This is a genomic window from Streptomyces sp. NPDC029044 (genome assembly GCF_040637495.1).
Lineage (GTDB): Bacteria > Actinomycetota > Actinomycetes > Streptomycetales > Streptomycetaceae > Streptomyces.
In genome coordinates this window covers 21,994-32,415 of sequence record NZ_JBEZWN010000075.1, presented here as the reverse complement: position 1 = coordinate 32,415, position 10,422 = coordinate 21,994, and the positions used below count along the sequence as shown (strand labels likewise).

Here is a 10,422-nt window from a genome sequence, read left to right as displayed (position 1 = left end):
GTGGCTGCCGCGAGGAACTGGCGTCTGTTGGTCCGAATCGACATGGGCGTCCCTGCGACGAAGGGGTGGGGGGTGGGCTCGGAGACTCCTGAGCGCCCTGGTGCCAGGAACGAAGGTCAACCATGCAACCCGCTCATGTCAACGGGCGTGCACGTGATTGATGGGATGGATACGGCGAGCAGTCCAGCTCTCGTCAAGTGAGTCCCGGATTTCAGGCCGCACTCATCCCATCAATCAGGCGATCGCGGCCTGGGTTGATCGGTCAGACGGTGCCCCCGCTTCACCTGTTATTGATGGGATGGATCTTGTTCTCCACCCATACAGCAGCCACCTCACGGGCAGGAGGTCGGCTTTTACCAGCTACTTTACGCAAGCCTCTAGACGCTGCGACCGAACGCCTTCTATAAACATCCCATCTCTTCACCGCTCCGGGACAAGCGCGAGGAACCCAACGATGAGACTCCGAACCGTGCTGTGCTCCACTACCACCGTCGTCTGCGCACTGGCGTTGCTCACCGGCTGCGGCGGCGGCTCCACCACCGCGGCGACGTCGGGCGACAAGCCGCTGGTGGGGGTCGACTACCCCCGCTCCGACACCGACTTCTGGAACTCGTACATCAAGTACACCCCCCAGTTCGCCAAGGAACTGGGCCTGGACCTGAAGACCACCAACTCGCAGAACGACGTCGCCAAACTGACGGCCAACGCGCAGACGTTCATAGGCCAGGGCGTCAAAGGCGTCGCGATGGCCCCGCAGGACACCGCCGCCATCGCGCCCACCCTGGCGCAGATGGAGGCCAAGAAGATCCCGGTCGTCACCGTGGACACCCGCCCCGACAGCGGCAAGGTCTACATGGTCGTCCGCGCCGACAACCGTGCCTACGGCGAGAAGGCCTGCCGGTTCCTCGGCACCAAGCTGGCCGGCAAGGGCAAGGTCGTCATGCTCCAGGGCGGCCTCGACTCCATCAACGGCCGTGACCGCACCGAGGCGTTCAACGACTGCATGAAGAAGAACTACCCCGGCATCAGGGTCTTCGGCGAGGCCACCAACTGGGACGGAGCCATATCGGCCCAGAAGCTCCAGACCGACCTGACCGCCCACCCCGACATCAAGGGCGTCTACATGCAGTCCAGCTTCGCGCTGGCCGGGACGCTCCAGGTGCTCAAACAGCGCGGCCTGCTGGTCGACCCGAAGAACAAGAAGCACGTGTTCGTGGTCTCCAACGACGGCATCCCCGAGGAACTCAAGAGCATCGCCGCGGGCAAGATCGACGCCACCGTCTCCCAGCCGGCCGACCTCTACGCCAAGTACGCCCTGTACTACCTGAAGGCCGCGATCGACGGGAAGAAGTTCAAGCCCGGCAAGACCGACCACGACAGCACCATCATCCAGGTCCGCCCCGGTCTGCTGGAGGACCAGCTCTCCGCCCCGCTGGTCACGGCGGACGGCGGCACCTACGGCGGCGTCCCCAGCGTCAAGAGCGACGACAAGGCGCTCTGGGGCAACAACCTCGGCTGACATTCCCCGGCAGAGCAACGGCTGACGAGATCTAGGCGGTTGAGATGAAGGACGGGGAGCGAACAGCACCCCCCGTGCCCGCCCCGGCGGACCATGGGCCGGCCTCCACGGGCCTGCCCGTCGTCGAGGCGACGGGCATTGTCAAGCGATTCGGTCCGACGGTGGCCCTGAACGGCGCCCGGATCACCATCCGGGCCGGCGAGACCCACGCGCTCGTCGGACGCAACGGAGCGGGCAAGTCGACCCTGGTTTCCGTCCTCACCGGGCTGCAATCCCCAAACGAGGGCACGGTAACCTTCGGCGGCAGCCCCGCACCGCGCCTCGCGGACCGCGACGCCTGGCGCCGGCACGTGGCCTGCGTCTACCAGAAGTCCACGATCATCCCCACGCTGACCGTCGCGGAGAACCTCTTCCTGAACCGGCACGACCACGGCCGCCACCGGCTGATCAGCTGGACGGGCGTGCGCCGCCGGGCGCAGGAACTGCTGTCGGCGTGGTCGGTGGACGTCGACCCGCAGACACCGGCCGGCGACCTGAACGTGGAGCAGCGGCAGTTTGTGGAGATCGCCCGGGCGCTGTCCTTCGGGGCCCGGTTCATCATCCTCGACGAACCCACCGCGCAGCTCGACGGGGCGGCGATCAACCGGCTTTTCGACCGCATCCGCGCCCTTCAACGACAGGGCGTCACCTTCCTGTTCATCAGTCATCACCTCCAGGAGGTGTACGAGATCTGCGACATGGTCACGGTGTTCCGCGACGCCCGGCACATCGTGACCGCCCCGGTCGCCGGACTCCCCCGGACCGAGCTGGTCGCCGCGATGACCGGCGAGGCGGCGGCGGACCGGCGGCGCGAACGCCCCAGCAGCCTGGACAGCACCGCTCCGCCGGCGCTGTCCGTGCGCGCGCTGGGCAGTGACGGCGCCTACGGTGACGTGACGTTCCAGGTGGGCGCAGGGGAGATCGTCGGACTCGCTGGGGCCGCCGCCAGCGGCCGTACCGAGGTCGCCGAGACGGTGGTGGGTCTGCGGGCCGCCACGACCGGAAACGTCGAGATCGCCGGGCGCCGGCCCCGGCCGGGCAGCGTGCCCGCCGCCCTCGCCGCCGGTGCCGGATTCGTCCCGCAGGACCGGCACCATCAGGGCTTCGTGCCCGGCATGTCGATCGCGGACAACGCCACGCTGTCCGTGCCCCAGCGGCTCGGCTCCAACGGGTTCCTGAACCGCGGCCGCCGTGACCGGCTCGCCGAGGACATGATCCGGAACCTGGCGATCAAGACACCGGGGCCGGAGCTGCCGGTCTCCGGGCTCTCCGGGGGCAACCAGCAGAAGGTCGTCATGGCCCGTGCCCTGGCCGACGACCCCAGGCTGCTGGTCCTGATCAACCCGACCGCGGGCGTGGACGTGCGGTCCAAGGAGTTCCTCCTCGGCAAGGTCGAGGAGACCGCGGAGGACGGCACCGGAGTCCTCATCGCCTCCGACGAGCTCGACGACCTGCGCATGTGCGACCGCGTCCTGGTGATGTTCCAGGGCCGTGTGACCAACGAGATCGCCCGGGGCTGGCACGACCACGACCTCGTCGCCGCGATGGAAGGAATGGACCTCGATGCCTGAAACCGTCGTCGCCGACGCGTCCGTCACCGCGGCGGACGCGCACCGCGCGAAGCGGACCGCGCTGCTCGGCGGCCGGATCCCGCTGGCCCGGCTGCGCGACCTGGCCCTCGTTCCGGCGATCGTGGCCATCGCGATCGTCGGCCAGATCGTCAACCCGGTCTTCCTCCAGGCCGACAACCTCATCAACGTCCTGCAGACCATGTCCGAGATGGCGCTGCTGGTCCTCGCTCAGACGATGATCCTGATCGTCAAGAAGATGGACCTGTCCCTGGAGTCCACGATGGGTCTCGCGCCCGGCGTGGCCGCCTGGCTCGTGGTGCCGGCCGGGGCCGGACACGGGCTCGGGCTCATACCCGGTGGCCTGTCGGTCCCCGTCACCCTGGCCGTGGGTCTGCTGATCGGCGTCATCAACTCCGTGCTGATCATCCGCTTCGGCCTCAACGGTTTCATCGTCACGCTCGGCATGCTGATCGTGCTGCGCGGCATCCTCACCGGCATCTCCGGCGGTCAGACGTTCTTTCAGCTGCCGTCGTCGATGCTCTACCTGGGCACGGCCCAATGGTTCGGTATGCCGGCCTCGATCTGGATCTGCCTGACCCTGTTCGCCCTGGCGATCGTCGTCCTCGGCTGGACCAGCTTCGGCCGTTCGCTCTACGCCATCGGCGGCAACGTCGACGCGGCGAAGGCGGCCGGCATCCGCACCGACCGGGTGCTGTGGATCGTCATCGTCACCGGCAGTCTGCTCGCCGCCCTCGCGGGCCTGATGCTCTCCGGACGGCTGGCCTCCGTCGCCTCCGCCCAGGGCAACGGCTACATCTTCACCGTGTTCGCCGCGGCCGTCATCGGCGGCATCAGCCTCAACGGCGGCAAGGGAACCGTGTTCGGCGCCTTCAGCGGCATCCTGCTGCTCTTCATGATCCAGAACGTGCTCACCCTGGCCGGTGTCCCCGCCCAGTGGATCGGCGCCCTCAACGGCCTGATCATCCTGGTCGCCCTGACCATCTCCCGCATCACGGGCGGCAAGGTCCAGGACTGAACAGGGCGGCCGTCGCCGCCGGGCCCCGACCACCGCACCGTCCTTCCCCGCCGCAGGGGGTGCCGCGCGCCCCGCCTGCCCCCACAGGAGTTGCTGCCATGTCCTCCGCCGTGCCCTCAACCGCCCGCGTCATCGCCCTGGACGTCCTGGACGTCCGCTTCCCCACCTCCGAGCATCTCGACGGCTCGGACGCGATGAATCCCGAGCCCGACTACTCGGCCGCCTACGTGGTCCTGCGCACCGACGCCGGCGACGGGCTGGAGGGCCACGCGCTGGCCTTCACCACCGGACGGGGCAACGACGCGCAGGCCGCCGCCATCGCCACCCTCGCGCCGCACGTCGTCGGACGGTCGGTCGAGGAGGTCTGCGGCGACCTCGGTGCCTTTTCCCGCTCCCTGGTCCACGATCCCCAACTGCGCTGGCTGGGGCCGGAGAAGGGCGCCATCCACATGGCGACCGGTGCCGTCGTCAACGCGGCCTGGGACCTCGCGGCCAAGCGCGCCGGCAAGCCCGTCTGGCGCTTCCTCGGCGAGATGTCGCCCGAGGAGCTCGTCGCGCAGGTGGACTTCCGCTGGCTGTCCGACGCGCTCACCCCCGAGGAGGCCCTGGAGATCCTGCGCCGCGCCGAGCCGGGCCGTGAGCGGCGCACCGGCCTGCTGACCGAGGGCGGCTACCCCGCGTACACCACCACCCCGGGCTGGCTCGGGTACTCCGACGAGAAGCTGGCCCGGCTGTCCCGCGAGGCGGTCGCCGACGGCTTCACCCAGATCAAGCTGAAGGTCGGGGCGTCCCTGGAGGACGACATCCGGCGCATGCGCGTCGCCCGCGAGGCCGTCGGCCCGGACGTCCGGGTCGCGGTCGACGCCAACCAGAGATGGGACGTCCAGCCCGCCATCGACTGGATGCGCGAACTCGCCCCCTACGACCCGTACTGGATCGAGGAACCGACCTCCCCGGACGACATCCTCGGCCACGCCGCCGTCCGCAAGGCGCTCAGCCCCATCAAGGTCGCCACCGGCGAGCACGTCGCCAACCGGGTCGTCTTCAAGCAGCTGTTGCAGGCCGGCGCGGTGGACATCGTGCAGATCGACTCGGCGCGCGTCGGCGGTGTCAACGAGAACATCGCGATCCTGTTGCTCGCCGCGAAGTTCGGCGTACCGGTCTGCCCGCACGCCGGCGGAGTGGGCCTGTGCGAGATGGTGCAGCACCTTTCGATGTTCGACTACGTCGCCGTCTCCGGCACCACCGAGGACCGCGTCATCGAGTACGTCGACCACCTGCACGAGCACTTCGTCGACCCGGTGCGCATCACCGACGGCCGCTATCTGGCCCCGACGCTGCCCGGGCTGAGCGCACAGATGCACCCGGATTCCCTCAAGGAGTACTCCTACCCCGACGGTCCGGTCTGGTCCTCCCGTGTCTGAGTTCCCGCCCCTGGTCGACTCCCACCACCACGTGTGGGACCTGGACCGACGCCCGCAGCCCTGGCTGGACGAGCCGGGCCTCGAACCGATCCGCCGTACCTACGGCGTCGAGGACCTACGGCGGGAGGCGACCCGGCCGGTCGCGGGCCGGGTGCTGAGGCGGACGGTGCTCGTCCAGTGCGTCGCGTCCGTGCCGGAAACGGCGGAACTCCTCGACCTCGCCGGCAAGGGTCCGCTGATCGGCGCGGTCGTCGGCTGGGCGGATCTCGCCGGGGCCGACGTCGGGGACATGCTCGACGTGCTCCTCGCCGGTACCGGGGGCTCGTACCTGCGGGCCGTGCGGCATGTGGTGCAAGGGGAGCCCGATCCGGAGTGGTTGCAGCAGCCGGTCGTCGAACGGGGCCTGCGCGCCGTCCAGGACCGGGGCCTGGGCTACGACGTGCTCATCCGCAGTCATCAGTTCCCGCAGGCCATCCGCCTCGCCCAGCGCTTCCCCGAGCTCCCCCTGGTCCTGGACCACGCGGGCAAGCCGCCCATCGGCCCCCGCGCCCACCGCGACACCCTGCCCGACTGGCAGCGGAGGGTGCGCGTGCTAGCCGGCTTCCCGCAGGTGCGGTGCAAGGTCTCCGGGCTGATCACCGAGGCCGACCACCGTGAGTGGACCATCGCCGACATCCGGCCGGTGTGGGACACCCTGCTGGCCGTCTTCGGCCCCTACCGGCTCATGTTCGGCTCCGACTGGCCCGTGTGCGTCCTGGCCGGTGGCTGGGCCCGCTGGGCGGCCACCGTCGAGGAGCTGCTGCACGGTTTGTCCGAGCACGAGAAGCAGGCGCTGCTGTGCGGCACGGCGGCCGGCTTCTACCGGCTGTACGAGACGTAGGAAGAGGCCCCTTCATGCTGCTGACCGAACTGCTCCACCCCGGCATCCTCGAAGCGCTCGCCGGAGCCGGGCACGGGGCCCGGGTCCTGCTCGCCGACGGCCACTACCCCGCCAGCACCGCCGTCGGCGAACGGGCGAGGATCGTCCACCTCAACCTCTCCCCCGGCGTGCTCGACGTCACCACCGTCCTCGACGTCCTGCTGCGGGCCCTGCCCGTGGAGACGGCCCACGTGATGGTGCCGCCCGATGGGGAGCCCGAACCGCCGGCCATCGCCGACCATCGCTCCCGGCTCGCGCCCGTCCCCGTCGAGACGCTCGGCCGCTTCGAGTTCTACGACGCCGCCCGCTCACCCGATCTGGCCCTCGCCGTCGTCACCGCCGATGTCCGTACCTACGCCAACCTGCTGCTGACCATCGGCGTCCGCGCTGAAAGGACCCTGACCCCACGATGACTCTCGCCGTCCGCTATCTCGCCGCCCGCACCCTCGACACCGCCCCCGCCGAGACCGCTTCTCCCGGCCCGGGTGAGGTGCAGGTGGCCCCCTCCTACGTCGGTATCTGCGGCACCGACCTGCACATCTTCCACGGCGACATGGACGCCCGTGTCGCGGCGCCCGCCGTGCTCGGGCACGAGATGTCCGGCCGCGTCGTCGCGGTCGGGCCGGGCGTGGAGGGCTGGCGCCCCGGGGACGCGGTCACCGTGATGCCGCTGCGCTGGGACGACACCTGTCCGGCCTGCCGGTCCGGTCACCGGCACGTCTGCCGGCACCTGGACTTCATCGGCATCGACTCCCCCGGCGCGATGCAGCAGCGCTGGACCGTCCCCGCCTCCACCCTCCTCCGCCTGCCCGGCACGCTGCCCCTGGACCAGGCCGCGCTGGTCGAGCCCACCGCGGTCGCCGTGCACGACGTAGGCCGGGCCGGCGTGCGGCACGGTGAGAAGGCCGTCGTGGTCGGCGGCGGTCCGGTCGGCATCCTCATCGCCCTGGTCGCCCGGGCCGCCGGTGCCGACGTGCGCGTGGCGGAACTCAGCGCGCACCGCCGCCTGCTCGCCGAGGAACTGGGGCTGACCACCTGGGACCCGGCCGCCGCCGACATCCCCTCGCTCGTCGGCGAGTGGACCGGCGACGCGGGCGCCGACGTCGCCTTCGAGGTGTCCGGTGCCGCCGCCGGCGTCGACACGGCGGTCGACGTCCTCGGGGTGCGCGGGCGGCTGTGCCTGGTCGCCATCCACCCCAAGCCCCGCGAGCTCAACCTGCACCGCTTCTTCTGGCGCGAACTCACCCTCGTCGGGGCCCGGTTGTACGACCGCTCCGACTTCGAGAAGGCGGTCGCCCTGGTCGCCGACGGCACCGTCGCCGCCCACCGTCTCATCAGCAAGGTCGTCCCGCTCACCCAGGCACCGGCCGCTTTCGAAGCCCTGGAAGGGGGCGGTGACGTGATGAAGATCCTCGTCGACTGCACCACCGGCACCGACGGAGCTGCCGCATGAACGCCTTCGACCTCACCGGGAAGCTCGCCGTGGTCACCGGCGCCAGTCGTGGCATCGGCCGCGCCATGGCCCGCGGGCTCGCCGAGGCCGGGGCCGACATCATCGGTGTCAGCGCGTCCCTGGAGCCGGGCAGCGACGTCGAGAAGGACGTCACCGCGGCGGGCCGTACTTTCGAGGCGATCCGTACCGACTTCGCCGACCCCGAGGCCGTGCGGGCGCTCGGCGCGGACCTCGCCGGACGTGAGCGCCCGGTGGACATCCTCGTCAACAACGCCGGCACGATCCGCCGTACGCCCGCCGCCCAGCACTCCGACGCGGACTGGGAGCTGGTGCTCCAGGTCAACCTCAGCGCACAGTTCGCGCTGACCCGCGCGGTCGGGGCGGGCATGGTCGCCCGCGGGCACGGCAAGGTCATCTTCACGGCTTCGCTGCTGAGCTACCAGGGCGGCATCACGGTCCCCGGCTACACGGCCGCCAAGCACGGCATCGCCGGGCTGACCAAGGCGCTGGCCAACGAGTGGGCCCCGCACGGCGTCAACGTCAACGCCATCGCCCCGGGCTACATCGCCACCGACAACACCCGGGCTCTCCAGGACGACCCGGCGCGCAGCAAGGCCATCCTGGAGCGGATTCCCGCCGGCCGCTGGGGCTGCGCCGGCGATCTCGCCGGTGCGACCGTCTTCCTCGCGTCGGGCGCGGCCGACTACATCCACGGCACCACCCTCCCCGTCGACGGTGGATGGCTCGGCCGATGAGCGCGAGGAGTGGCAGCGACCTGACGGCCGTCCTGGCGGGGGCCCGTCTCCTGCCCGTGCTGACCGTGCCGTCGGCGGCGTCCGCGGGCCCGCTGGCCGACGCGCTCGCGGCGGGCGGCGCCCGGTGCGCCGAGGTCACCTTCCGCACGCCCGACGCCGAGCAGACCCTCAAGGTGATGGCGGCGCACGGCGGTCTGACCGTCGGCGCGGGGACCGTCCTCACGGCGGAACAGGCGGAGCGGGCCGTGGCGGCCGGAGCCCGGTTCCTCGTCTCCCCCGGCTTCGACGCAGACGTCGTCAGGAGAGGAAGGGAGTTGGGGGTTCCGGTCGTGCCCGGCATCGCCACCGCCACCGAGTTGATGCGGGCGCTGACGTCGGGCCTGGACACGCTCAAGCTGTTCCCCGCCGAGTCGCTCGGCGGCATCCGGATGCTCCGGGCACTGGCGGCGCCCTTCCCGCAGGCACGTTTCGTGCCCACCGGCGGCATCGGCCCGGATCTGATGCCCGGCTACCTCTCCCACCCGGCGGTCCTCGCCGTGGGCGGCAGCTGGATGGTCACCTCCGGCCACCTGGAACGCGGCGAGTACGCGGAAATCCGGCGGCTGACCGCCGAGGCAGTGGAGAGGAGCACCCCGTGACCGAGGTGATCGCCCTGGGCGAGGTGATGCTGCGCTTCGACCCGGGCGAGGGACGGATCAGCACCGCCCGCTCCTTCCACGTGTGGGAAGGGGGCGGTGAGTACAACGTGGTGCGGAGTCTGCGCCGCTGTTTCGGCCTGCGCACCGCGGTCGTCACCGCACTCGCCGACAACGCCGTCGGCCGGCTCGTCGAGGATCTGATGCTGCAGGGCGGTGTCGACACCTCGCTGATCCGCTGGGTCCCCGACGACGGCATCGGCCGCGGTGCCCGCAACGGCATCAACTTCGTGGAACGCGGCTACGGCATCCGCGGCGCCCTCGGCGTCAGCGACCGGGCGCACACGGCCGTGTCGCAGCTGCGGAAGGGAGACGTCGACTGGAACGCCGTCTTCTCCGGCCCGGTGCGCTGGTTCCACACCGGCGGCATCTTCGCCGGACTGTCGGACACCACCCTCGACGTGGCCGACGAGGCGATGGCCGCCGCCCGCCGCCATGGCGTGACCGTCTCCTACGACCCCAACTACCGACCGAGCCTCTGGGCCGGCCGGGGCGGCGCCGACCGCGCCCGCGAGGCCGACCTGCGCCTCGCCCGGCACGCCGACGTCGTGGTGGGTGCCCTCGGCCTCGCGGGGAGCCGTCCCGGGGCCTCCCGCCTCACGGCGGACGAGGTGCCCGACGCGCTCGCCGAGGTCGCCCGGCTGCTGCCCGGGGCTAGCGTACTGGCCACGACGCTGCGCGAGGTGCCGTCCGCCGGTGTCAACGACTGGTCCGCGGTCGCCTGGTCTCCCGAGACCGGCCTCGTCACCGGTCCCCGCATGCCCGGACTGCACGTCCTGGACCGCATCGGTTCGGGCGACGGCTTCGCCGCGGGACTGGTCTACGGCCTGCTCACCGGTGCGGGCCTGGACCTCGCCCTCGCCTACGGCACCGTTCACGGCGCCCTCGTCATGACCACCCCGGGGGACGTCTCCATGGCCACTCTCGCCGAGGTGGAGGCGCTCGTCGCGGGCGGCTCGGCCCACGTCAGACGCTGACCGCACGCCCCCCGTCATCCCCCAGGAGAACGTC

10 protein-coding genes are annotated in these 10,422 nt (G+C 71.1%); all 10 read left to right on the top strand.

Translation table 11 applies throughout. From position 1 onward, the window contains the following. The first annotated feature begins 454 nt into the window (after positions 1 to 454). The 10 genes from AB0E85_RS34895 to AB0E85_RS34850 all read left to right on the top strand — a co-directional run bounded on the left by AB0E85_RS34895 (position 455) and on the right by AB0E85_RS34850 (position 10,388). Positions 455 to 1,519 (top strand): sugar ABC transporter substrate-binding protein, encoded by a 1,065-nt coding sequence (locus AB0E85_RS34895; RefSeq protein WP_361936012.1) that lies wholly within the window; start codon positions 455 to 457, stop codon positions 1,517 to 1,519. Positions 1,520 to 1,563: 44 nt separating this feature from the next. Then, positions 1,564 to 3,129, top strand: coding sequence for a sugar ABC transporter ATP-binding protein (locus AB0E85_RS34890; protein WP_361936009.1), 1,566 nt, complete (start codon positions 1,564 to 1,566; stop codon positions 3,127 to 3,129). Further along, the gene (locus AB0E85_RS34885; RefSeq protein ID WP_361936006.1) at positions 3,122 to 4,165 is read left to right on the top strand and encodes an ABC transporter permease; all 1,044 of its coding nucleotides are present in this window, start codon (positions 3,122 to 3,124) and stop codon (positions 4,163 to 4,165) included. Before AB0E85_RS34890 ends, AB0E85_RS34885 begins: the two co-directional genes overlap by 8 nt. A 98-nt stretch (positions 4,166 to 4,263) precedes the next feature. After that, positions 4,264 to 5,589 (top strand): L-fuconate dehydratase, encoded by a 1,326-nt coding sequence (locus AB0E85_RS34880; RefSeq protein WP_361936003.1) that lies wholly within the window; start codon positions 4,264 to 4,266, stop codon positions 5,587 to 5,589. Beyond that, a complete protein-coding gene (locus tag AB0E85_RS34875; RefSeq protein WP_361936000.1) occupies positions 5,582 to 6,469 on the top strand; it encodes an amidohydrolase family protein in 888 nt (295 codons plus the stop codon). The genes AB0E85_RS34880 and AB0E85_RS34875 overlap by 8 nt, the downstream gene beginning before the upstream one ends. Positions 6,470 to 6,483: 14 nt before the next feature. Next, a complete protein-coding gene (locus tag AB0E85_RS34870; protein WP_361935997.1) occupies positions 6,484 to 6,921 on the top strand; it encodes an RbsD/FucU domain-containing protein in 438 nt (145 codons plus the stop codon). Then, complete coding sequence (locus AB0E85_RS34865; protein WP_361935994.1) at positions 6,918 to 7,961, top strand: alcohol dehydrogenase catalytic domain-containing protein; 1,044 nt, start codon at positions 6,918 to 6,920, stop codon at positions 7,959 to 7,961. Before AB0E85_RS34870 ends, AB0E85_RS34865 begins: the two co-directional genes overlap by 4 nt. After that, complete coding sequence (locus AB0E85_RS34860; RefSeq protein ID WP_361935991.1) at positions 7,958 to 8,716, top strand: SDR family NAD(P)-dependent oxidoreductase; 759 nt, start codon at positions 7,958 to 7,960, stop codon at positions 8,714 to 8,716. Before AB0E85_RS34865 ends, AB0E85_RS34860 begins: the two co-directional genes overlap by 4 nt. Then, on the top strand, positions 8,713 to 9,354 hold the full coding sequence (gene eda, locus AB0E85_RS34855) for a bifunctional 4-hydroxy-2-oxoglutarate aldolase/2-dehydro-3-deoxy-phosphogluconate aldolase (protein WP_361935988.1): 642 nt from the start codon (positions 8,713 to 8,715) through the stop codon (positions 9,352 to 9,354). Before AB0E85_RS34860 ends, eda begins: the two co-directional genes overlap by 4 nt. Next, positions 9,351 to 10,388, top strand: a complete 1,038-nt coding sequence (locus AB0E85_RS34850; RefSeq protein WP_361935985.1) for a sugar kinase — start codon at positions 9,351 to 9,353, stop codon at positions 10,386 to 10,388. The genes eda and AB0E85_RS34850 overlap by 4 nt, the downstream gene beginning before the upstream one ends. Positions 10,389 to 10,422 lie beyond the last annotated feature (34 nt).

Bases quoted from the DNA above. Each gene is read 5' to 3' on its own strand.
- AB0E85_RS34890 (WP_361936009.1), top strand. From the start codon at position 1,564: ATGAAGGACGGGGAGCGAACAGCACCCCCCGTGCCCGCCCCGGCGGAC.
- AB0E85_RS34885 (WP_361936006.1), top strand. From the start codon at position 3,122: ATGCCTGAAACCGTCGTCGCCGACGCGTCCGTCACCGCGGCGGACGCG.
- eda (WP_361935988.1), top strand. From the start codon at position 8,713: ATGAGCGCGAGGAGTGGCAGCGACCTGACGGCCGTCCTGGCGGGGGCC.
- AB0E85_RS34865 (WP_361935994.1), top strand. From the start codon at position 6,918: ATGACTCTCGCCGTCCGCTATCTCGCCGCCCGCACCCTCGACACCGCC.
- AB0E85_RS34895 (WP_361936012.1), top strand. From the start codon at position 455: ATGAGACTCCGAACCGTGCTGTGCTCCACTACCACCGTCGTCTGCGCA.
- AB0E85_RS34860 (WP_361935991.1), top strand. From the start codon at position 7,958: ATGAACGCCTTCGACCTCACCGGGAAGCTCGCCGTGGTCACCGGCGCC.
- AB0E85_RS34870 (WP_361935997.1), top strand. From the start codon at position 6,484: ATGCTGCTGACCGAACTGCTCCACCCCGGCATCCTCGAAGCGCTCGCC.
- AB0E85_RS34880 (WP_361936003.1), top strand. From the start codon at position 4,264: ATGTCCTCCGCCGTGCCCTCAACCGCCCGCGTCATCGCCCTGGACGTC.